This is a genomic window from Ciceribacter sp. L1K23, assembly GCF_018122705.1.
Taxonomy (GTDB): domain Bacteria; phylum Pseudomonadota; class Alphaproteobacteria; order Rhizobiales; family Rhizobiaceae; genus Allorhizobium.
Map to the genome: position 1 here is coordinate 1614684 of NZ_JAGRRC010000001.1, position 21353 is coordinate 1636036.

A 21353-nucleotide genomic window follows, 5' to 3' on the forward strand; every position below is an offset into this window, starting at 1 on the left:
GTTCCAAGATGGAATTCATACCGTCTGCGACGTCGGTCGTCGTTGAATGGCGTTATGCGGCAGGCCGCTTCGCAGAAGGCGCGGCGGGCCCGGGAGCCCGCCGCGGATTACGTCACAATGATATCAGAGAGCGGCCTTGACCTTCTCGGCAACCTCGGGGGCAACCCAGGTCGTCCACATGTCCTCGTAGTTTTCGAGGAAATGCTTGGCGCCATCTTCATTGGTGCCCTGGTTTTCGTCCATCCAGGCGAGAACCTTGCCGACGGTCTGGTTGTCCCACTTGCGGGTCTTCACATAGTCCATGGCAACGCCGGCCTTTTCGGAGAAGCCCTTGGTGACGACGGTGTAGACGTCGGAAACCGGATAGGCGTTGACCTTCGGATCCGGGCAGTCCGGAACGGCCGTGCAGGCGTCCCAGTTGGCCTTGTCGTGTTCGACGCCGAAGGAGAGACGGACCATCTCGTACTTGCCGAGGATGGCGGTCGGAGCCCAATAATAGCCGAGCCAGCCCTTCTTGTTTTCGAACGCATTTGCGATCGAGCCGTCAAGGCCGGCGGCCGATCCGGTATCAACCAGTTCGAAGCCCTTCTCGTCGGCCTTCAGCGCGCGATAGAGGTTGGCGGTCGACACCTGGCAGTTCCAGCCAGCCGGGCAGTTGGTGACGGCGCCCTTGGACGCGTCTTCGGGAGCCGGGAAGAGTTCCGGATGCTCGAGCGCATCCTGAACCGTCTTGATGTCCGGGTGCTCGTCGGCCAGGAACTTCGGAATCCACCAGCCTTCGACGCCACCGTCGGAGAGCAGCGGAGCGGCCTGGATCAGGCGGCCTTCGGCGATCGCCTCGTCGAGCGCGGTGCGCACGGCATTGACCCAGAATTCCGGCGCCATGTCCGGCTGGCCCTTTTCGTTCATGGAGGCGAACGTCGGCATGGTGTCACCCGTGACGACCGTCACGTTGCAGCCGTAGCCGTTTTCGAGGATAATCTTGTCGACATAAGCGGCGACGCCGGCCGATGCCCAGTTCATTTCAGCGATCGACACGTCACCGCATTCGGCTGCCTGAGCAGAGCCGGCGAGCGCGTAGATGCTGGCGGCAAGGAAAGTGGAAGCGAGGAGCTTCTTCATAGGTCAAGACCTCCCAGTCTCGGGATGTGCAGCGTTCAAAGACGGGACGGAGAGGATACTGCAAGCCAATCCGTCCAATGGCGTGACCGGGACTGCTCCGCAAAGCTTGGGTTGAGCGGCACAGCCTCGAATGCGTCAAGGGGATTGTCTTTTTCTTCCGGCGACGGAACCCTGTCGACGCCAGCGTGCATCCGCGTTTGACGGAGACAAGCGTAGAGCTTCCGCCACGGAAATCAACCTTTTCATGCAGATAAAGCCCGCAAGACGGTCTTTTCCGCCGCTCTCACAGCGCTTTTAGGGGAGGGAACGACAACAAGGAAATTTGCGTGTCCACGTGAGACGCACAGTGTCTTCTCTGCGTCGCCCGGTATCGGCACAAATTTGGTTATTGGACACTAACGGTCCGGTAAGAATGTCGCTTTAAAACGAATTTCAGCGGTCAGCGACCGTAGCGCTCCGGCTCAGGTTTTGCGTGCCGGAGCGCATTTTCACACCATGACCTGATGAGTTCAGCGATTGCCGAGGACGCGACGCGCCAAGGGGCGCCAGCTTTCCCAGTTCGCGGCCCGCTTCGCCGGTGCCGGCTCGGAATTCCAGACGATGCGGATGCTGTTCTTCTCGGTGAAGACGTAGATCATTTTCAACTCCCGGCCACCACGGCCCTCTTTCGTATTTCTTGAAGTGGGAATATGCCTGTCGCCGACACCGCTCGTGCCTGCCGGCGCCGCAGGATGTCGCAATTCAGCGGTCGGTCGCAAAAACGGCACGCCAAGTTTGGGATGGCGTGCGGCGGATGACTGAAACGTCTGGAAAACAAGGCTAAAACGCGGCATAAGCGCGGCAGGCCGATGGCGAGGGGCGTGACCGAAAGCGACATGAGCAAATCGATTATGCTGCAGGGCACGGGCTCTGATGTCGGAAAGACGATACTTGTCGCGGGTCTCTGCCGACTCGCTTCGAACCGGGGACTTTCGGTGCGCCCGTTCAAGCCGCAGAACATGTCGAACAATGCGGCCGTCGCCGCCGACGGCGGCGAGATGGGGCGAGCGCAGTGGTTGCAAGCGCTGGCCTGTCGCGTGCCGCCGTCGGTGCACATGAATCCGGTGCTGCTGAAGCCGCAGTCTGAAACAGGAAGCCAGATTGTCGTCCAGGGCAAAGTCACGGGGCAGGCACGGGGACGGGACTATCAGGCTCTGAAGCCCGGCCTTATGGCGGCGGTGATGGAAAGCTACGAGACCATGCGCGCGGGCGTCGATCTGGTGATCGTCGAGGGTGCCGGGTCACCGGCCGAAATCAACCTTCGCGCCGGCGACATCGCCAATATGGGGTTTGCGACGCGGGCCGGCGTGCCGGTCGTGCTGGTGGGCGACATCGATCGCGGCGGGGTCATCGCCTCGCTGGTCGGAACGCATACGATTTTGCCTGAGGAAGACCGGCGGATGATCTCCGGCTACATCATCAACAAGTTTCGCGGCGACGTGACGCTGTTCGATGACGGGATTTCGGCGATCGGTGGGTTTACCGGTTGGCCGTGCTTCGGCGTGGTGCCGTGGCTAAAGGCGGCGCGGCTATTACCGGCCGAAGACTCGGTGGCGCTCGAGAAACTGTCGCGGCCTGCGGGCAGAGGCGTCGTCGTCGCCGTGCCGGTTCTGTCGCGGATCGCCAATTTCGACGATCTCGACCCGCTGATGGCGGAGCCGAACGTTGAGGTGGTGTTCGTGCAGCCGGGGACACGGTTTCCGGAGGATGCGGCGCTTATAGTCCTGCCAGGATCGAAATCGACCATAGCGGACCTCATCGACCTGAGGGCGCAGGGTTGGGATCGTGACATCGAGCGGCATCGGCAGCGCGGGGGACGGATTATCGGCCTTTGTGGGGGATACCAAATGCTAGGTCGTGTGGTTCGCGATCCGCTCGGCATAGAGGGCAGCAATCACGAGGTCGCAGGTCTTGGATTCCTCGATGTCGAAACGGACATGGCGCCGGAAAAGACCGTGCGCAACACGGTCGCCCGCTCGCTGGAATTCGATGCCGATCTCACCGGATACGAGATCCATCTTGGCGTGACGACCGGACCTGACTGCGTGCGGCCGGCGGTGTCGGTCGACGGCCGGGCCGAGGGCGCGATCTCCGCCGACGGCCGGGTCACGGGCACCTATCTGCACGGGCTGTTCGACAGTGATTCCTATCGGGCGCACCTGCTGTCGAGCCTCGGAGTCGAAGCCAGCGGGGCGAATTTCCGGCAGGGGGTCGAGGATGCGCTCGATGCGATCGCGGCAGACCTGGAACGGACGCTCTCGCGCGAGTGGCTCGACGCGCTCATGGGGTGAGCGCGCCGCTATCTCAGGCGGCCACGGCGGCTGCTTTAGAGGTTGCCCGGGATTTCGCAAACCGCATCGCCACCAACGCGATAACGATACCGCCACCGATCAGGGCCAGCGAGAGAACTGGCCGGTACCAGAACCAGGCGATGCCGATGACGAGCAGACTGCCGAAGGCGGCGAGCGCGAAGGCGACGATGCCCGTTGCAAACCGCAGCAGGCTTCCGACCAGCGGAATGATGTCGCCGGCCACGCCGATGACCGAGAAGACCAGATTGAAGCCGATCAGCATGGCGATGAAGCCAACCAGCCGCAGAACCCAGGCGATTAGGGCGTTACCGGATATGGCGGTATCGAACATCTGCTGCGCCGACGCTGTGCCGTCCTCCGCCAGCAGAATCGCGTTGCCGTTCGAAGCGGTGTAGGCGGTGAGAAGCCCGCCGTCCAGACGTCCGACGGCGCTGATGTCGCCGATGGTGCGGACGCTATAGCCGATGCGCAGCGCGCCGATCTCGTCGGTGTCGCCCCTGCGGATGCTGACCTTGCCGTTTTCGAGGACGACCCGCTGGCCCGAGCCCGTCACCGCCTCGATGGCGGAGAGCATGTCAGGCGTGGGGGGAAGGGTTTTGGACGCGCCCAGCCCGCCAAAGGCATCCGGTCCGAGCTCTATCGAGCCGACCGTCCCGCCGGTGACCTCGAAGGTGCGACTCTCGTAAGGCATGGGTGGATTGGCGTGTCCTTCGGGCTTTTCGAACCGGCTGCTATCGATCGCGTTGTCGGACCAAACCTTTTCATAGGTATAGGTCGTGACCGTCTCCTCGCCGCCGCCAAGCTTGGTGCGCGTTTCCGATTTCTGCGTTTCGCGCCACTGGTACATCTCGACGGTGCGGACGAGGGCGGCGGAGCCTTCGGGCGCGGCAATACCGGGAAACTCGGCGTCGGCGGCGATGCCTTCCGATTCGAAGGTGCCGGTGAAATGCACCAGCTTTCCATTGGCCGCGACGAGATCACCCTTTGGGTCGATCGTCTGGACGATGCCGGCGCCTTCCTCAAGTGCGCGGGCCGTCTTCACCGTGCGTCCCTCGTTCCAGAAGAGCAGGACGATCGAGCCAAGGACAAGCACGATGCCGATCAGAATGCCTGCCAGCGACTGGCCCAGCCGTTGGAACCACGAGGTGCTCGTGGTCTTTGTAAACGTATCCATGATGTATTGCCCCCTCGATGGCGCGTGGCCATCGCGCGTATCAATGTTAGGATTCCGAGGATTTAGCAAGATGGTCGCAAGCATCTCGGGCGGAGTTAAGCTTGACGGAGCGATAAGCGGGTTTCATGGATGCGTAAGCCGGAAATGCAGGGACGCCGGCTGAAGAGACTGGAGGGGCCCGATGGCGATTGATGCCGTGAGAACGCTTTCCCGGAAGCACCCGCTGCTTTTCTCGGCCTTCGTCGTGTCTTCGGTGGTCGCGCTGGTCTTTGCCGGTCGCTTTCTCTATCAGGTCGCCTACTGGCAGACGCATCAGAACGAGACCGTCAGGCCCTGGATGACCATCGGCTATGTGGCCCGGAGCTGGCAGGTCGATCCCGAGGAACTGGCCGAGGCGGTGCAACTGCCTTTCAGACGCGGCAAGCGTCAGCGTCTGGAGGACCTGGCTCAGGAAAAAGGCGTCCCCGTCGAGGCACTGATTGCCGACGTCGATCAAGCGGTTCGCGCTCTCGCGCCGCTTGCGGGCAGGGCAGTCGATCCATGACGGAATGGCTGATCGGCCTTGTGCCGCAATATGGCGTGCACCTGCTGGCGTTTTCGACCTTCATCTCCTGTCTCGGCGTACCGATCCCGGCATCCGTGCTGATGCTGACGGCGGGCGGTTTTGTCGCCTCCGGCGACCTGACGCTTGCCGAAAGCGCCGGATATGCCCTCGCAGGGGCGATCGCCGGCGATCAGACGGGATTCGGAATCGGTCGATGGCGGGGCGAGCCGTTTCTCAGGCACCTGTCGACACGCTCCAATCTCGTGGACAAGGCCCGGGCGATGCTGGTCGAGAAGGGAGCGCTGGCGGTCTTTCTGTCCCGGTGGTTCGCTTCGGCGCTCGGTCCGTATGTCAATTTTGCCGCCGGCGCGGCAGGGCAATCCTGGCTTTCCTTCACACTCTGGGGCATCGCCGGCGAGATGGTCTGGGTCAGCCTCTATGTCGGTCTCGGCTACGGTTTCACCGGAAACCTGGAAGTTGCGTCAGACATGGCCACCAACCTGTTGGGCTTTGTCGCCGCGGCGCTAGTGGCGCTGGGGCTTGGATACTGGTTGTTGGTGGCGATGCGATCCGACGACACACATGAAAAATAGCTTTCGTGTTACGGCCGGGGCTTGCGGTTCGCCGATGGCCTAGCCCCGAACCTTTTCGAGATAGCCGCTCACCGAATTTACGACGCGGTCCAGCAACGCCGTCTCAGGCAGCTGGCCTTCGCCCGCCGCGTTTATAACCGCGCGTCCGATGATGACGGCAGTCAGGAGCTCGACGCGGTCAAGCTGACCGAAACGCGCAACGAGCAGCTCGGAGGACAGTTCCGCGATTTCCCGCGTCATCTTGGTTGCCTCGGCATCGAGGTGGAGCGTCGTTTCCGCGACCTCGAGCGCCGCGGCAAGACGTGGTCGCCCGAATTGGTGTCGTATCGATAGCTCGACCATTTCCTCCAAAGCCGTCGGGCTGTTTGCGGCGATGGTGCGCAAGCTCTCGAGCAGGCTTTCGCGCTCACGACGGACAAGAGCCACGAGGATCGCTTCCTTGTCCGGATAGTACTGATAGAGCGTGCCGATACTCACCCCGGCTCTTTCGGCAACGAGATTGGTGTTGATCGACACAACACCACCCTCTTCGAGTATGCGAGCCGCCGCCTCGACGATGGCGGCGCATGTCGCGACCGCCCGGCGTTGTCGGGGCGTCTTTCGGGGCTCCCTCGGGGCTTTCGGCATGTAACAGTCCATCCAGCAGAATGCGAGTAGGAAAACTGAGTAATTACTCGATAATGCAGATCGAACCCGGTAATCAAGGAGGTTTGCATGCGAGATTGTTCTCAACAGGACGAGTTGACTGTCTTTGTTCTTGTCCGCGCCCTTCCGTCATGGCTGGCATTGCCCAGAGAGCAACGCCGACGGATCGGCCAGGAAGCGGTACCGGTCGAGACCGGCATCAGTGTTCGGCAGTTTGACAGCGAGGCCTTCACCACCTTGTGCTCCGATATATGGATGGTGTCGGTGCCTTCGGTCCGTACGCTCCACGCCATCATGGAGCGGCTGCGCGATACACCCCTGTTTGCGGTGCCCTATTTCGAACAGGTGGCAATCCTGGCCGCCATCGAAAACGGTTGGCAGCGTTATGAAGGCGAGATGCCGCAATATGATTGACGACCGCCCGATTATCGTCACCGGTGCAAGCCGGGGGATTGGTCTCGAACTCGTTCGGCAGTTGCTTGCTACGGGTCAAACCGTCGTCGGCGTCTCGCGCCATCCTCCCGATCTTCCAGAGACGGAGGGTTTTCGCTTCGTTGCCTGTGACCTTTCCAAGCCCACGCAACTTCCGACCTTGATAGACACACTGAACGCGCTTGCGCCGCGGGGATTAATCAACAATGCGGCGATCCAGACGGAGCTCGACCTTGTCACATCAGCGCCCGTCGACCTCGTGAAAAGCGTGGTGGCGGACGTTTTTGTCGATCTGGTCGCGCCGCTCTGCCTGTCATACGGGCTGCTCGCCACAATCGCCACCGCCCCAAAGGGGTTCGTTTGCAATGTGAACAGCGGACTTGCTCTCGCGCCAAAAGTCGCGGCGCCAGCATACTGCGCCGCAAAGGCGGGTCTCGGAAACACGACAATCGCGCTGCGCGGACGGGCCCGAGCCTGGCCCAACGTGCTGGTAAGCGAGGCGTTTTTGCCGCTGGTCGACACCGAGATGACCTCAGGACGTGGCAGAGGCAAGATCGACGCGAAAGTTGCCGCTGCGGCCATCCTGGATGGGCTGAACGGTGGGAAGTCCGAAATGTGGATAGGAAAGGCCCGGATACTTCGTCTGATCAATCGTCTGGCACCAGGAGTCGCACGACATCTTCTCCTGGGGTCGGTCCCGGCTAGCTTCGACTGATACCTCTCCTAGCGCCAATAATTGCAAGTTAGCAGCACGTCCGGGAAAGCGAGGATTTTCGAATGTCCGACCTGAGAGATAGGTGACGTTTTGTACCGAAGACATGGGTAACACTTTTTGCCTTTTGGCGGGAGGTGTTGATGCCGTGGAGAGAGATTTCGGTCCTGGAGCAGAGGACTTTGCAAACCATCGACAACCCGTTCGGCACGAGGTTGTCACCCATGTCTTAGGTACACGATGTTACCTATGTCTTCGGTATGGACAGAAGGCGAATTGGCGGAAGAGGTGGGATTCGAACCCACGGTACGGTTTCCCGCACGCCGGTTTTCAAGACCGGTTCCTTAAACCACTCGGACACTCTTCCATGCTCGATTGCGGCCTTTTAGCAGCTTTGGTCGCAGCGTCAATCTGCGCATGGGCGTGACATCATCAAGAGATGTCGTTTGCGGTCGTCTCGACCTGCGACAGAAGGGCTGCCGAAAGATATTTTGGTTAACCACCGACCTCGCGTTAACCGCGGGGAGGGAACCAAGGCCGGCGCCGGGAATTGATCGCTGCAAAGAGAGGAGCGACAAACCGATGACCGAATGGCTGAACGAGCGATACATCTCCCGCGACGAACACCAGAAGATTGTCGCCTATTACAAGAAGCTGGTGTCGCAGCTTTATTCCACCATCCGAGATCTTCGGAAGCCCGAGGAGGCCGCGCCTGTCCAACAGCCGGCAAGACCGGCGGCAGAAACGCCTGCGACCGTCGTTATCGACGATGGACGACCCGTTATACGGCAAACAGACAATGTCATCGTGGTCAATTTCCGGCGCGAACGCATGACGTCATCACCTGGGCTTGGTTCATAGCCGTCCGAAGGGCACCGTCTGCCCCCCGTTAATCCTTGATATACCAGTCCCAGCATAAAGTCTGGGGATGAGGGGTGCTTTTCGCGTCCATCGTGTCGTCGTCTTTCGGATCATTCTGTCTTGGCGACGACAGTTTGGGGCAATGTCGGCGTGGCAATGCTCGTGAATGGTGATGTTGAGTACGCGAGTATCATGAGTAAGAAAATCGCGACATTCGCTGGAGCCGCGCGTTGGCTCGCCTTGTCGGTCGTGTGCATTGGGGTCGCCTCGTGTTCGTCGACCACCGGTGAGAAAAAGAAGGCCCGTTCCAAGGAATATTTTGCCGAATCCGAATACGGCGTGAAAGCAAGCCCGCGGGTCGCTTCCGGCAAGAACGTGCCCAAGGGCGGCGGACGATATCTCGTCGGCAAGCCCTATGTGGTGCGGGGCAAGACCTATGTGCCTAAACTCAATCCGGACTACGAGGCGACAGGGCTCGCCTCCTGGTACGGTTCGGCTTTTCACGGCCGCAAGACGGCAAATGGCGAGGTCTACGACCAGTACCATATATCCGCCGCGCACCCGACGATGCCGCTGCCCAGTTATGCGCGGGTCACCAACATGGAAAACGGTAGCTCGGTGGTGGTGCGCGTCAACGATCGCGGACCGTTCCACCAGGGCCGGATCATCGATGTCTCAGAAAAGACGGCGGACCTGCTCGACATGAAGGGGACCGGTACCGCACGGGTCCGCGTCGAGTATGTCGGACCGGCGCGCATGGACGGTCACGACATGCCGTTCCTGATGGCCTCCTATTCGCCCAAAGGCAGCCGCCTGCCGCAGGTGATGCCCGATGGCATCGGCGGTCCGGGTATCATGGTGGCCTCCGCCAGCGCGCAGGCCACCTCAGTCGTGCCGGTCGCGGCACCGACACCGTCACCTGCTCCGCAGTCAACGGCCACCGCATTCGCGACGGTATCCGCCGATAGTTCGAACGGCGACGCATTCATGCAATTCATTTTGCTGCCTGAGATCGGGCCTGTCCCCCCGGAGCGCCCCGATCGCAGTTTCGCGCTCGGCGACGGTACGCTGTCATCGGCCTATGCGAGCAGCGAGGAACCCGCGTCGGCGCTTGCATTCGAGGCCATTCTGGTGCGAGATGACCGCCTCACTGAAGCGGCGATTCAGGCTTTCGCCGCGCGACGCGCGCCGGCCGGTCAACGCTGACGCAAACGCATTTCCATGCGGTCCCGCCGGGCCGCGAGACGGACATCACCATGCGGACCTGCCTCGCCGTCCTGGCGCTGATTTTCCTTGTTCTGACGACGCCTGCCATCCGAGCCCAGGAGGCGCCCGGCTTTGAGGCGAAGGCGCCGCGCGTGCTGATGATCGAGGACTCAACGGGCACCGTGCTGCTTGCCAAGGGTGAGAACGAGGTGTTCCCGCCGGCGTCGCTTGCCAAGCTGATGACGCTGGAAGTCGTTTTCGATGCCCTGAAACGGGGCGAGATCACGCTTGATACCACCTACACCGTCTCGGAACATGCATGGCGGACGGGCGGCGCGCCGTCGCGGACCTCGACGATGTTCGCCGCACTGAAATCGACGATCCGCGTCGAGGATCTCCTGAAGGGCATCGCCGTGCAGATGGCCAATGACGGCTGCATCATTCTGGCGGAAGGGATGGCTGGAAGCGAGGCGGCTTTCGCGGCGCGCATGACGGATCGGGCAAAGGCGATCGGTCTCAAGAACTCCACGTTTTCGAACGCGACGGGCCTTCCTGATCCCGGCAACAGGACGACACTTGCCGATATGGTGACGCTGGCGCGCCATCTGCACGCGACTTATCCGGAGCAATACCGGTTGCTGGCGCAGACCGAATTCGAGTGGAACAAGATCCTGCAGCGCAACCGTAACAACCTGCTTGCCCTCGCTCTCGGCGTCGACGGGCTGACCAGCGGCTATGCGGAGGAAAGCGGATTTGCGATCGTGACATCGGCGGAAGCAAACGGCGTGCGGCTGTTTCTGGCAATGAGCGGGCTTGCGAGCGAGAAGGAGCGGACCGAGGAAAGCATACGGGTGCTGCAGTGGGGGCAAACCAAATTCGAACGGCGTTCGCTTTTCAAGGCCGGCGAAGCGGTCGGGGCCGCCAGTGTCTACGGTGGCGCGGTGTCGACGGTCGATCTCAAGCCGACATCCGGTGTCGACGTCTTCCTGCCGGTCAACAATCCCGACCGGCTGAGCGCCCGTATCGTCTATCGCTGGCCCTTGACGGCACCCGTCGAGGCCGAGCAAAGCGTCGGCGAGCTGCGCATTCTCGCGGGCGAGCGGGTGTTGCGGACCGTGCCACTTGTCACGGTTGCCGCGGTCGAAAAGGGCACGCTTCGCCAGCAGGCATGGGACGCCTTGGTGGAGCTGCTGTTCTTCTGGCTGTGATCGCCAGCAGACAAAGCTGCGTTGGGCGGCGCAAGCCGCGTTTGCGCTGTTTCGATGGACGGCAACATGCGCTAAACAGGTGCCAATTGCACCGCACGAGACGGAATCAGGGTTTTGACGCAGGCTAAGGGATTGTTCGTGACGTTCGAGGGAGGCGAGGGGGCTGGCAAGTCGACCCAGATTCGCCGCCTTGCCGATTCCCTGCGGAGGGCCGGACATGACGTGCTGACGACGCGCGAACCGGGCGGCTCACCGGGCGCGGAGGCGCTGCGCCACGTTCTTCTGTCGGGGGCGGCCGAGCCGTTCGGCACGGCGATGGAAGCCATCCTTTTCGCCGCGGCCCGCAACGATCACGTCGAGAACGTCATCCGCCCGGCGCTCGGCAAAGGCTTCATCGTGCTCTGCGACCGGTTCATGGATTCCTCCCGTGTCTACCAGGGCGTGACCGGCGATCTTCCGTCCGACCTCATCGATGCGCTCGAGCGGATCGCGATCAACGGCGTGCGTCCCGATCTTACTGTTATCCTTGATCTTCCTGCCAGTGTTGGTCTGGAGCGCGCGCAGCGTCGGGCCGGCGAGCAGGGGCTGGCCGGTGACCCCGACCGCTTCGAGAAAGAGGAACTCGAGACGCACGAACGGCGACGCCAGGCGTTCCTCGAGATCGCATCGGCCGATCCGCGCCGCTGCCGCGTCGTCGACGCGAGTTCGGAGGCCGATTTCGTGGCGCGTTCGGTTCTCGATGAAGTTGAGGAGCGGTTGGCCCGGGGGCACGCTGCTTCTGCAAAAACCACGGTCGGCGCGACATGACGGACAATGCGCCGGGCGTGTTGGAGGGGGCGATCGCGCCCTCGGTCAACACGGCCATCTACGGTCATCAGGAGGCGCAGGATTTCCTGGCGCAGAGTTATCGTTGGGGCAAGGGGCACCACGCGCTGCTGATCGAAGGGCCTGAGGGTATCGGCAAGGCAACGCTCGCCTTCCGCTTCGCGAACCATGTGCTCAGCCATCCCGACCCGTCGACGGCTCCCGAGCGGCTGGCGGCGCCGGATGCGGCAAGCGCAGTCAGCCGGCAGATCGCGAGCGGCGCCAGCCACAATCTTCTGCACCTGACGCGGCCCGTCGATGAAAAGACGGGCAAGGCGAAGTCGGCGATCACCGTCGACGAGGTGCGCAAGGCAGGGCATTTCTTCTCGCAGACGTCGGGCAGCGGCAACTGGCGGATCGTGATCATCGACCCGGCCGACGATCTCAACCGCAACGCCGCCAACGCGATCCTCAAGATTCTCGAGGAGCCGCCGAAGCGCGCCCTGTTCCTCGTGCTCAGCCATGCCCCGGGCAAGCTGTTGCCGACCATCCGGTCGCGCTGCCAGCCTCTGAGGCTCGCGCCGCTTGGCGACGGTGAGCTAACGGCGGCGCTGAAGCATCTGGGATATGGGTTCCGCTCGGACGAGGAAGCGCAAAAGGTCTTGTCACTTGCCGCCGGCAGCGTGTCGCGCGCGCTGAAGATCATCAACTATGGAGGCCTCGATATTATCGCCGCCTTCGACAAGGTCGTGTCGCAGACGGGTCCATCGCAGCGCAAGGCCATGCACCAGATCGCCGATGCGCTCAGCGGTCGCGACAACGAGGCGGCGTTCGATTTCTTCGTCGAGCACATCCTCGATCATGCGGCCGACGCGGCACGGGCGGCGGCGCGGGCAGGGGATCTCGCAACAGCCGAGCGCCATGCGCGGCTCACGTCAACCATCGCCGAGCGCTTTCGCGTCTCGACCGCCTACAATCTCGACCGGAAACAGACGATTCTCGACGCCTTCGGCGACTTGTTCGGCTGAGAAGGCGTGCGTTGCCGTCATGGCGGCCGGCGAGAAAACTTGTGTTTCGCAAAGCGGCGACATGCGCTAAGAGCGGCGTGACGTTTCAAGACATAGCCTCCGAAGGCCATCCATGAGCAACAATTTCTACATCACCACTGCCATCGCCTACCCGAACGGCAAGCCGCATATCGGCCATGCCTACGAGCTGATCGCCACCGACGCGATCGCGCGCTTCCAGCGCCTCAACGGCATGGATGTGTTCTTCCTGACCGGAACCGACGAACACGGGCAGAAGATGCAGCAGACCGCACGGGCTGAAGGGGTGACGACGGAAGAGCTCGCCAAGCGCAATTCGGACGAATTCAGAGCGATGGGCAAGCTGCTCAATGCCTCAAACGACGACTTTATCCGCACCACGGAACAGCGCCATCACCAGACCGTGCAGGAGGTCTGGCGGCGCATGGCCGCCAATGGCGACATCTACAAGGACAGCTATGCCGGCTGGTATTCGGTCCGCGACGAAGCCTACTATCAGGAAGAAGAAACGGAACTGCGCGGCGACGGCGTGCGCTACGGGCCGCAGGGGACACCCGTCGAGTGGGTGGAGGAGGAGAGCTACTTCTTCAAGCTGTCCGAATACCAGGAGCGGCTGCTGGCGCATTATGAAGCCAATCCGGACTTCATCGGTCCTGCCGAGCGCAAGAACGAGGTGATTTCCTTCGTCAAATCGGGCCTCAAGGATCTTTCGGTCTCGCGCACCACGTTCGACTGGGGCATCAAGGTACCGGATGATCCGAAGCACGTGATGTATGTCTGGGTCGATGCGCTGACCAACTACATCACAGCGACCGGTTACGTCGAAGACACCAATGGACCGCGTGCGAAATACTGGCCGGCCGACATCCATATCATCGGCAAGGACATCATCCGTTTCCACGCCGTCTACTGGCCGGCCTTCCTGATGTCGGCGGGCCTGCCGCTGCCGAAGAAGGTGTTCGCGCACGGCTTCCTGCTCAACAAGGGCGAGAAGATGTCGAAGTCGCTCGGCAACGTGGTCGACCCGATCAATCTCGTCAATCATTTCGGTCTTGATCCGCTGCGATACTTTCTGATGCGCGAAGTGTCGTTCGGCCAGGACGGCAGCTATAGCGAGGAGGCGATCGCGACCCGCATCAATGCCGATCTTGCCAATGGCATCGGTAATCTGGCGAGCCGCTCGCTGTCGATGATCGTCAAGAACTGCGACGGCAAGATTCCCGAGTGCGGCCCGCTGGCCGAGGCCGACGAGGCGATGCTCGCGTCCGTGGACGGCTTGCTTGCCATTTGCCGCGAGGAGATGGAGAAGCTCGCGATCCACAAGGCGGTCGCGGCGATCATCGCCGTGGTGTCTGAAGCCGACAGGTACTTCGCCGGCCAGGAGCCCTGGGCGCTGAAGAAGACCGATCCGGCGCGCATGGGCACAGTGCTCTATGTAACGGCGGAAGTGGTGCGCCAGATCGCGCTCCTGCTGGCGCCCTATATGCCCGACTCGGCTGAAAAGCTGCTCGATCTCGTTGCTTCGCCGGCGAACAAGCGCGACTTTGCTGCGCTTGGCAAGGCCGGCAGGCTCATATCGGGGACGCCGCTTGAGGCACCGAAGCCGGTCTTCCCGCGTTATGTTCCGCCGGAAGTCGACAAGGCCTGAGTTCATGCTGATCGATACGCACTGCCATCTCGATTTCGCCGATTTCGACGAGGAGCGCGATGCTCTCGTCGAACGGGCGCACGCGGCCGGCGTTGCGCAGATGGTGACGATTTCGACGCGGGTTCGCAAGCTCGACACGCTGCTGGCGCTGACGGAGCGTTATCCGTCGGTGTTCTGTTCGGTCGGTACGCATCCCAACAATGCCGGCGACGAGCTTGACGTCACGGCAGAAGAACTCGTGAAGCTTTCGGCCCATCCAAAAGTGGTGGCGATCGGCGAGGCGGGGCTAGACTATTTCTACGACACGCAGAAGCCCGAGGACCAGAAAACCGGCCTCATCCGCCATATCGAGGCGGCGCGTGAAACGAAACTGCCGCTGGTGATCCACAGTCGCAGCGCCGACGACGACATGGCTGCGATCCTCACCGGTGAAACAGGGAAGGGGGCCTTCCCCTTTATCCTGCACTGCTTTTCCAGCGGCGAGCGGCTGGCCGAGGTCGGCGTCGAACTCGGCGGCTACGTTTCCTTCTCCGGCATCCTGACCTTTCCAAAATCCACAGAGTTGCGCGATATCGCGGCAAAGGTGCCGCTCGACCGGCTGCTGGTCGAGACCGATGCGCCGTATCTGGCGCCCAAGCGCTGGCGCGGCAAACGCAACGAGCCGTCCTACGTCGTCAACACGGCGGAGGTGCTGGCGGAGACCAAGGGGCTGCCGTTCGAGGAGATGGCCAAAATCACGACGGACAACGCGTTCCGTATCTTCTCGAAAATGCCGAGGCTCTGAGCGGATGTCGCTGCGCCGTCGCTTCACCATTCTCGGCTGCTCGTCCTCGCCAGGCGTGCCACGCATCAATGGCGACTGGGGCGCCTGCGATCCCGCCAATCCGCGCAACCGGCGGACACGCGCGTCCTTCCTGATAGAGCAGATCGGCGAGGATGGCGGCAAGACGGTCGTGGTTGTCGACACCGGGCCTGATTTCCGGGCGCAGATGATCGCCGCCGGAGTGACGAAAATCGACGCGGTGATCTACACGCACGCCCACGCGGATCATCTACACGGCATCGACGACCTGCGTGGTTATTTCATCATGCAGAACCATCGAATCCCGATCTACGCCGAGCCGGTGACCATGGAACGTATCCGGCAAGGGTTCGGTTACTGCCTCGAAACGCCGCCCGGCAGCAGCTATCCGCCGATCGTGAAACCGATCGTGATCGACGATCTTGCGACGCCCGTCGTGGTCGATGGAGCCGGCGGGCCGATTTCCTTGCTGCCCCTGGTCCAACAGCACGGCGACATCATCTCGCTTGGCCTGCGGATCGGCAACGTGGCGTATTGTTGCGATGTCAGCGATTTCCCTGGAACCACGGTGGCGAAACTTTCGGATCTCGACGTGCTGGTCATCGACGCCTTGCAATACCGACATCATCCGAGCCATCTGTCGCTGGAACAGTCGCTCGGCTGGATAGAACGGCTCGGGCCGAAACGCGCGATCCTGACCCACATGCATACGCCACTGGACTACGAGACCGTGATGGCCGAAACTCCGCCGCACGTCGAACCGGCCTACGACCAGATGTCGTTCGACGTCGAGATCGACGACGGTTCTCCGTCGGCACATTAGTATTCTGCCACAAGCCACTGATACCCAACGTCCAAGTCCGAAAGGAAACCTCATGATCTGCATCTTCATCCAGGTTCGCTGCAAGCCCGGGCGTACCTATGAGGTAGCCGACAGGATCTATGAGAAGGAAGTGGTGTCGGAGCTGTACTCGACCAGCGGTGAGTACGATCTCCTGGCGAAGGTCTATGTGCCAGAAGGTGAAGATGTGGGGAAATACGTGAATGACATCTTCGCCGATATCGCAGACGTCGACCGGACGCTGACAACGCTGACCTTCAAGGCTTTCTGAGCGCTGGTGCGATTTCGCGATAAGTGCGCCTATAGCATTTAGTTCCATAATCTATCTTATGCAATCGACATCTCACACAGCTATTTAGTAATGCGACAGTTGGGCCAGTTAGAGATGCGACAGTCTCGCCTCTTGATGCACTGGTCAACGCCAACGTCGGGAGCATTGCATCGCCTCGAAGTCATTTTTCAAATGCAACGAAGACAATAATGGCCATAGTTGCAGGAGGATGGAATGTCACACTCCCCGGCTCGCATTGGCTTCCTGTCGATGGTGAACGCCGGCTGGCCTGGTGTTGACGCCGTCGTCGGCACGATCGATCAGCAGTCGTCCGTCGTACCGGCTGACGCGCCTTAAGGTTTGTCTCTTTCTCCATATCAATCCAAGGATGCGGACGTTCGGGCTTTGGCTTAGCCTCACCCCGGACAGTCGCGAACTCATACGGAACGAAGAGGCCTGAGATGGAACACGCGGTTCACGCAGCAAAGCCGCAACTCGTGAAATCCCGCGCCGGCGGATGGTTGCCCCGGGATCCGGCCCACACGGCCGCCTGGATCGCACGGCTGCGGGATGCGGCCAAGGGACAAGACTTGGCCGATGTTCCGCCGATCGCCGACTTCAGGGCGATGGTCGAGAGCGATCAGACGCTCTACAATCTTGCGCAGGCCATGTTTGCGCAGGCCTATCAGCTAGCGCCGACGACGCCGCTCGGACAGCCATCGGTCGAAACCTTCGATGAGTTTCTCACTCTTCTGAACCTCATCATGACGACGGCGCCGGAGGCCTATCAGGATATAGCCAGCCAACAGCCGGCAGGTCTCATCGGATTCCCGATCAACGCCCTCCTCGACTGGCCGATGGCGACGGAACCCGGATATACCTTCTTCTCGAACGCGGTCGTGAACCAGCTGTTCAAACGTATCCTGGCCTACTGGTCACAGTTTCTCACCTCGCCTGCCTCGCGTTACGTTCTGACAGAACAACCCTATCCGGTCAGTCCGACGACGGAGGCCGTCGCCTGGCTGAGTATGGCCGCGCAGCAGGAAATGGTGCAGGTCGCCATGTCAGCGCTGGGTGATGGCGCAAACCCCACGCCCGACCGGTTCCAGTCCATCTTCAACTGCATTCCAGGCGCGCAGTATCTGGGTTTTTCGTCGTGGGACGACTTCTTCACGCGCACCTTTCGGACCGGGGTGCGCCCCGTTTCGGCGCCGGGAGATGACAGTGTCATAGCGAACGCCTGCGAATCCGCACCGCTCCAGGTGGTGAACAACGTCTCCGCGAGCGCCCAGTTCTGGATCAAGGGGCAGCCCTACTCCCTCGGCGACATCCTCGCATTCGACGATCTGGCGCCACAGTTTACCGGCGGCACGATCTATCAGGCGTTTCTCAGCGCGCTCAGTTACCACCGATGGCACAGCCCGGTCTCCGGCACGGTCGTCAAAGCGTACGTCGTCGGAGGCTCCTATTACCTCGAAAACCTGTACGAAGGTTTTGCAAATCCCGGAGGGGCCGATCCGAGCGCTCCGAACGATTCACAGCCGTTCCTGACGGCCGTCGCGACGCGCGGTGTTATCTTCATCCAGGCTGATAACCCCGCAATCGGTCTGATGGCCGTCATCCCGGTCGGCATGGCCGAAGTATCGAGCTGCGAAATCACCGTGAAGCCAGGAGACCGTGTAACCAAGGGCGATCAGATCGGCATGTTCCATTTCGGCGGATCGACCCATTGCCTGGTGTTCCGGCCGGGCGTCAACCTGGACTTCCACTTCTACGGGCAGACCCCGGGCCTCGATGCCATCAATATGCGGGTGAACACCGCGCTGGCGACGGTGCTTTGATTGTTGTCGCCAAGGAAAACACGAAGGAGGGTCATTTACGTCGGAAGGAAAAGCTTGGTCGGAAAGCCACGCGCAAGTATAACCTGCCATCATGACAAGCTGTATGAATCTGTTATTCTATCTTTGCGAATCAGTAATTTAGTGCGGCGAAACTCAATTTGGAATGGATATCATGGGGGAACCAGATCCTTTTGAAGTCTGGGCGCTTCAGCGTGCCCAGCAGATCGTGCTCAACGAGGGCGTCGATCTCATGCATTCGGCGCAGTGGCTCGACAAGAAACTGACCCAGCGCAATTCGGCAAGGCTGCGAAACGCCATCTGCCAATCGCTGATCGAAGCCATGGAAATCCGGCTGGCCGACATGGCCGAGCACGGAGAGGCTGCGCAGCGCAAGACGGAAAAGGCGGCCTGAGGGGGGGACAGGAACGCCCCTCGTCAGATTTGACCGCCATCAAGCAGAATGACCTCTGCTTCATCCATCTCCATAATGAGGACACGTCTCGCGATATCTTGCGCGAAGCCATTCCTTGCAAAGGCTGCGAACTCCTTCTGGCGGCGCTGGAGATCGAGCTCGACGCGTCGATACGGCCCGAGGGCTCTCTTGCGAGCGAAAACAACGGCCGCCCGCAGATCATCCGTTTCGTGCAGCGCCTCGCCTATGGTGGTGGAGGCAATGCCCTTTTCGGACAGCTTGCGCGTGATCATCCGCTTCGATTTGCCGGCGCGGGCCGCAGAACGTGCTTTCACCCCGGCATAAGCGGTGTCGTCGAGCGCGCCCACCTGACGACCGAACTGAAGGGCGGTCTCCACCAGCCGTTCCACCTGTCGCTCGGAGATAGCCTCGAACTTCTGACGCGCCTTGCGACGGATGGCGACAACGAGTTCATACTCGCTCATCATGCGGCGGGATAGACGATAGGCAGCCGAGTTTTTCGCCCATGCAAGCATGCGCGGCGTGGCATCGCCGTCGGTGTCTCGCTCCTGTTCGTCCACCCTTCCCTCTCCATCAACCGACCCGTTATCGTGCATCGTTCACAATCGTCGCACGAATTGTGCATGACGTGCCGCGTATCGGTGAACGATACAATCGGGTAACTAACGGCCGAAATAAAGCGGTTCGGAGAAAGATGCCATGCTCGTCAACGGAAAATGGACTGCCGACTGGCAGCCGGTGCAGGCGACCGACGCCAAGGGCGGTTTTGTCCGCCAGATTTCTGGGTTTCGTAACTGGGTGACCGTCGATGGCGCGGCCGGGCCAACCGGTGACGGCGGTTTCAAGGCCGAAGCCGGTCGCTATCACCTCTACGTCGCACTGATCTGCCCATGGGCCTCGCGCACGCTGATCGGGCGCAAGCTCAAAGGGCTGGACGACGTGATTTCCGTTTCCGTCGTCGAGCCGGCGCTCGGCGATTTCGGCTGGGAATTCGGCGACTACCCCGGATCGGATCGCGACACCATCAACCGCGTGCGGTACCTGCACGAACTCTATACCCGCGCCGACCCGACCTATACAGGCCGCGCGACGGTGCCGGTGCTCTGGGATAAGAAGACCGGAACGCTCGTCAATAACGAGTCTGCCGATATCCTGCGCATGTTGAACTCAGGGTTTGGGGCGCTCGCGAAGAATGACATCGATCTCTATCCGCAACACTTGCGGGACGAGATCGACGCGTTGAATGCGGAAATCTATCCGAAGCTCAACAATGGCGTCTATCGCGCCGGTTTCGCCACGACGCAGGTGGCCTACGAGGAGGCGTTCGCGGACGTCTTCGAAATGCTCGATAGGTTGGACCAGCGGCTCGCCGTCGCAGGGCCCTATCTCACAGGCGAGTCGCTTACAGAGGCCGACATTCGCCTTTTCGTGACGCTGGTGCGGTTCGACGTCGCCTATCACGGGGTGTTCAAATGCAACCTGCGCCGTATCGCCGACTATGGGGCCTTGTCGGCTTACATGATGCGGATTCTGGACCTGCCGGGCGTACGCGAGACAGTCAACATCGACCATATCAAGCGGGGCTACTATTCGATCAAGGCGCTCAATCCGAGTCGTGTGGTCCCGGTCGGACCGGATATTCCCGGCCTGGCGCCGGTGACATTCACTGCTGGATGACGATCCGGTCTCAGACCGGATCGATGTCGCCCCTCGCCCACATCTCCTGGGTTTCGGCGTAGAAGTCCTCGAAGCGACCCTCCTCGATCGCCTTGCGGATCCCCTGCATCAGTTCCTGGTAGTAGGCGAGGTTGTTCCAGGAGAGCAGCATGCCGCCGAGCGCCTCGTTGGAGCGGACGAGGTGGTGAAGATAGGCGCGGGAATAGTCACGCGAGGCCGGGCAGTTGGACTGCTCGTCGAGCGGGCGCATATCCTCGGCGTGACGAGCGTTGCGGATGTTCACCTTGCCGCGCCGCGTGAAGGCAAGGCCATGGCGACCCGAGCGCGTGGGCATCACGCAGTCGAACATGTCGACGCCGCAGGCGACGGACTTCAGGATATCATCGGGCGTACCGACGCCCATCAGGTAGCGTGGCTTCTCCGTCGGCAGCACCGGCAGGGTGACGTCGAGCATCTTGAGCATCACATCCTGCGGCTCGCCGACGGCAAGGCCGCCGACGGCGTATCCCTTGAGGTCGAGCTGCTTCAGCCCCTCCGCCGAGCGGACGCGCAGGTCGGGCATGTCACCGCCCTGGACGATACCGAACATGGCCTTGCCCGGCTGGTCGCCGAAGGCGAGGCGGCAGCGCTCGGCCCAACGCAGCGACATTTCCATGGCGCGCTCGATTTCCTTGCGTTCGGCCGGCAACGCGACGCACTCGTCGAGCTGCATCTGGATATCGGAACCCAGAAGACCCTGGATTTCGATGGAGCGCTCCGGCGACATATGATGGGTGGAACCGTCGACGTGGCTCTTGAAGGTCACGCCCTTCTCATCGATTTTGCGGAGGCCGGAGAGCGACATAACCTGAAAACCGCCGGAGTCGGTGAGGATCGGATGTGGCCAGCGGATCAGCTCATGCAGGCCGCCAAGGCGCGCGACGCGTTCGGCGCCCGGCCGCAGCATCAGGTGGTAGGTGTTGCCGAGGATGATGTCGGCGCCGGTGTCGCGCACCTGATCGAGATACATCGCCTTGACAGTGCCGACCGTGCCGACCGGCATGAACGCGGGCGTGCGGATCGTGCCACGCGGCATGGAGACTTCCCCCAGCCGGGCCTTGCCGCTGGTGGCCTTCAGCTTGAACTCGAACTTCTCGTGCATG

At 61.5% G+C, this 21353-nt stretch carries 24 protein-coding genes and 1 tRNA gene; 18 read left to right on the forward strand and 7 right to left on the reverse strand.

All coding sequences use genetic code 11. The features are described 5' to 3' along the window. Positions 1–123 precede the first annotated feature (123 nt). Together J5J10_RS07545 and J5J10_RS22605 are read right to left on the reverse strand one after the other, a co-directional pair. Positions 124–1122, reverse strand: a complete 999-nt coding sequence (locus J5J10_RS07545; RefSeq protein ID WP_208550753.1) for an ABC transporter substrate-binding protein — start codon at positions 1120–1122, stop codon at positions 124–126. A 509-nt stretch (positions 1123–1631) separates the two neighbouring features. Next, positions 1632–1760, reverse strand: a complete 129-nt coding sequence (locus J5J10_RS22605; RefSeq protein WP_282959982.1) for a hypothetical protein — start codon at positions 1758–1760, stop codon at positions 1632–1634. Between the two features lie 237 nt (positions 1761–1997). On the opposite strand from J5J10_RS22605, the gene J5J10_RS07550 reads away from it, so the two are divergent. Then, positions 1998–3452, forward strand: a complete 1455-nt coding sequence (locus tag J5J10_RS07550; protein ID WP_211929431.1) for a cobyric acid synthase — start codon at positions 1998–2000, stop codon at positions 3450–3452. Between the two features lie 13 nt (positions 3453–3465). Here J5J10_RS07550 and J5J10_RS07555 read toward each other — a convergent pair whose 3' ends face one another. Further along, entirely contained in the window at positions 3466–4647 is a 1182-nt protein-coding gene (locus J5J10_RS07555) for a TMEM43 family protein (protein ID WP_211929432.1), read from the reverse strand. Between the two features lie 181 nt (positions 4648–4828). Between J5J10_RS07555 and J5J10_RS07560 the strand changes: the two genes are divergently transcribed. Both J5J10_RS07560 and J5J10_RS07565 read left to right on the forward strand, forming a co-directional pair. Next, the gene (locus J5J10_RS07560; RefSeq protein WP_208550742.1) at positions 4829–5191 is read left to right on the forward strand and encodes a hypothetical protein; all 363 of its coding nucleotides are present in this window, start codon (positions 4829–4831) and stop codon (positions 5189–5191) included. Continuing rightward, complete coding sequence (locus tag J5J10_RS07565) at positions 5188–5784, forward strand: DedA family protein (protein WP_211929433.1); 597 nt, start codon at positions 5188–5190, stop codon at positions 5782–5784. The genes J5J10_RS07560 and J5J10_RS07565 overlap by 4 nt, the downstream gene beginning before the upstream one ends. Before the next feature lie 39 nt (positions 5785–5823). On the opposite strand, the gene J5J10_RS07570 is transcribed toward J5J10_RS07565, so the two are convergent. Continuing rightward, positions 5824–6411 (reverse strand): TetR/AcrR family transcriptional regulator, encoded by a 588-nt coding sequence (locus tag J5J10_RS07570; RefSeq protein WP_211929434.1) that lies wholly within the window; start codon positions 6409–6411, stop codon positions 5824–5826. Between the two features lie 87 nt (positions 6412–6498). On the opposite strand from J5J10_RS07570, the gene J5J10_RS07575 reads away from it, so the two are divergent. Next, a complete protein-coding gene (locus J5J10_RS07575) occupies positions 6499–6843 on the forward strand; it encodes a darcynin family protein (protein WP_211929435.1) in 345 nt (114 codons plus the stop codon). Beyond that, the gene (locus J5J10_RS07580) at positions 6836–7576 is read left to right on the forward strand and encodes an SDR family NAD(P)-dependent oxidoreductase (RefSeq protein ID WP_211929436.1); all 741 of its coding nucleotides are present in this window, start codon (positions 6836–6838) and stop codon (positions 7574–7576) included. Before J5J10_RS07575 ends, J5J10_RS07580 begins: the two co-directional genes overlap by 8 nt. Before the next feature lie 274 nt (positions 7577–7850). Here the strand turns inward: J5J10_RS07580 and J5J10_RS07585 are convergent. Further along, positions 7851–7940 (reverse strand) — tRNA-Ser (locus J5J10_RS07585). Positions 7941–8155: 215 nt separating this feature from the next. On the opposite strand from J5J10_RS07585, the gene J5J10_RS07590 reads away from it, so the two are divergent. From J5J10_RS07590 to J5J10_RS07640, 12 genes are all read left to right on the forward strand, one after another. After that, positions 8156–8434, forward strand: a complete 279-nt coding sequence (locus J5J10_RS07590) for a hypothetical protein (protein ID WP_211929437.1) — start codon at positions 8156–8158, stop codon at positions 8432–8434. Positions 8435–8626: 192 nt separating this feature from the next. Then, positions 8627–9640 carry a septal ring lytic transglycosylase RlpA family protein gene (locus tag J5J10_RS07595; protein WP_211929438.1) on the forward strand — a complete coding sequence of 338 codons (1014 nt, stop codon included), beginning with the start codon at positions 8627–8629 and terminating at the stop codon, positions 9638–9640. Between the two features lie 50 nt (positions 9641–9690). Next, positions 9691–10848 (forward strand): D-alanyl-D-alanine carboxypeptidase family protein, encoded by a 1158-nt coding sequence (locus J5J10_RS07600; protein WP_211929439.1) that lies wholly within the window; start codon positions 9691–9693, stop codon positions 10846–10848. Between the two features lie 114 nt (positions 10849–10962). Next, the gene (tmk, locus tag J5J10_RS07605) at positions 10963–11655 is read left to right on the forward strand and encodes a dTMP kinase (RefSeq protein WP_211929440.1); all 693 of its coding nucleotides are present in this window, start codon (positions 10963–10965) and stop codon (positions 11653–11655) included. Further along, positions 11652–12680 (forward strand): DNA polymerase III subunit delta', encoded by a 1029-nt coding sequence (locus tag J5J10_RS07610; RefSeq protein WP_211929441.1) that lies wholly within the window; start codon positions 11652–11654, stop codon positions 12678–12680. The genes tmk and J5J10_RS07610 overlap by 4 nt, the downstream gene beginning before the upstream one ends. A 112-nt stretch (positions 12681–12792) precedes the next feature. Further along, positions 12793–14346, forward strand: coding sequence for a methionine--tRNA ligase (gene metG, locus J5J10_RS07615; RefSeq protein WP_211929442.1), 1554 nt, complete (start codon positions 12793–12795; stop codon positions 14344–14346). Between the two features lie 4 nt (positions 14347–14350). Next, positions 14351–15130 carry a TatD family hydrolase gene (locus J5J10_RS07620; RefSeq protein ID WP_211929443.1) on the forward strand — a complete coding sequence of 260 codons (780 nt, stop codon included), beginning with the start codon at positions 14351–14353 and terminating at the stop codon, positions 15128–15130. Between the two features lie 4 nt (positions 15131–15134). Continuing rightward, a complete protein-coding gene (locus J5J10_RS07625; protein WP_211929444.1) occupies positions 15135–15971 on the forward strand; it encodes an MBL fold metallo-hydrolase in 837 nt (278 codons plus the stop codon). 52 nt (positions 15972–16023) lie between these two features. Next, complete coding sequence (locus J5J10_RS07630; RefSeq protein ID WP_208550367.1) at positions 16024–16260, forward strand: Lrp/AsnC ligand binding domain-containing protein; 237 nt, start codon at positions 16024–16026, stop codon at positions 16258–16260. A 234-nt stretch (positions 16261–16494) separates the two neighbouring features. Further along, positions 16495–16617, forward strand: coding sequence for a hypothetical protein (locus J5J10_RS22610; protein WP_281436226.1), 123 nt, complete (start codon positions 16495–16497; stop codon positions 16615–16617). A gap of 104 nt (positions 16618–16721) precedes the next feature. Next, positions 16722–18101 carry a phosphatidylserine decarboxylase family protein gene (locus J5J10_RS07635; RefSeq protein WP_211929445.1) on the forward strand — a complete coding sequence of 460 codons (1380 nt, stop codon included), beginning with the start codon at positions 16722–16724 and terminating at the stop codon, positions 18099–18101. A gap of 172 nt (positions 18102–18273) precedes the next feature. Then, entirely contained in the window at positions 18274–18513 is a 240-nt protein-coding gene (locus J5J10_RS07640; protein ID WP_208550364.1) for a hypothetical protein, read from the forward strand. A 23-nt stretch (positions 18514–18536) separates the two neighbouring features. On the opposite strand, the gene J5J10_RS07645 is transcribed toward J5J10_RS07640, so the two are convergent. Beyond that, positions 18537–19094, reverse strand: a complete 558-nt coding sequence (locus tag J5J10_RS07645; RefSeq protein WP_349252049.1) for a regulatory protein RecX — start codon at positions 19092–19094, stop codon at positions 18537–18539. A 139-nt stretch (positions 19095–19233) separates the two neighbouring features. Between J5J10_RS07645 and J5J10_RS07650 the strand changes: the two genes are divergently transcribed. Then, positions 19234–20211 carry a glutathione S-transferase family protein gene (locus tag J5J10_RS07650; RefSeq protein ID WP_211929447.1) on the forward strand — a complete coding sequence of 326 codons (978 nt, stop codon included), beginning with the start codon at positions 19234–19236 and terminating at the stop codon, positions 20209–20211. A 10-nt stretch (positions 20212–20221) separates the two neighbouring features. Here J5J10_RS07650 and tgt read toward each other — a convergent pair whose 3' ends face one another. Beyond that, the gene (tgt, locus tag J5J10_RS07655) at positions 20222–21352 is read right to left on the reverse strand and encodes a tRNA guanosine(34) transglycosylase Tgt (protein ID WP_211929448.1); all 1131 of its coding nucleotides are present in this window, start codon (positions 21350–21352) and stop codon (positions 20222–20224) included. Between the last annotated feature and the right edge of the window lies 1 nt (position 21353).